The sequence below is a fragment of the Eubacterium sp. An11 genome (genome assembly GCF_002161065.1).
In the GTDB taxonomy this organism is placed as follows: domain Bacteria; phylum Bacillota; class Clostridia; order Lachnospirales; family Lachnospiraceae; genus Anaerobutyricum; species Anaerobutyricum faecale.
On the sequence record NZ_NFLV01000103.1, the window covers coordinates 1 to 606 of the forward strand.

Sequence of the window (606 nt, forward strand, 5' to 3'; positions counted from 1 at the left end):
GGGGAAACCGTGACTTCTGAGCTGACCTTTACACCGGAAAGCACGGAAGGGACCGTGGATGTGGAGTTCACTTTCAACGCCACGGAAGCGGCAGGCAAGACACTGGTTGTCTTTGAATCCCTGTATTATGGGGAGGAAGAAATCGCCTCCCACCAGGATCTCGATTCACCGGAGCAGACGCTGGTTCTTCCTTCTGTGAGCACCACCGCTGCAAATCCGGAGCTTGGAAACCAGACCGGGCTTGCAAAGGCGGAAGCATCCATTACGGATGTGGCGGAATATACAAACCTTATTGCTGGGGAAACCTTCACGATCCGCGGCACGCTGATGGATCAGGAAACCGGCGAAGAGCTGCTGATCGATGAGAAGCCCGTGACGGCTGAAGCAGAATTTACCCCGGAGGAGACTTCCGGAACCACCGAGCTGACCTTTACCTTTAATGCAGAGGCACTGGCCGGAAAAACCCTGGTGGTCTTCGAGGAGATCCTTTATAAAGATCAGGTGGTTGCGTCCCACAGGGACATTTCTTCCGATCCGCAAAGTATCTACTTCCCGCAGATCGGCACCTCTGCCACAGACGGGGAGGACGGGGATCAGGAGATCCTG

1 protein-coding gene is annotated in these 606 nt (G+C 55.1%); it reads left to right on the plus strand.

The window, feature by feature from the left end; translation table 11 throughout:
• On the plus strand, positions 1-606 hold a 606-nt coding region (locus tag B5E53_RS19430), incomplete at both ends, for a VaFE repeat-containing surface-anchored protein (RefSeq protein ID WP_162611989.1).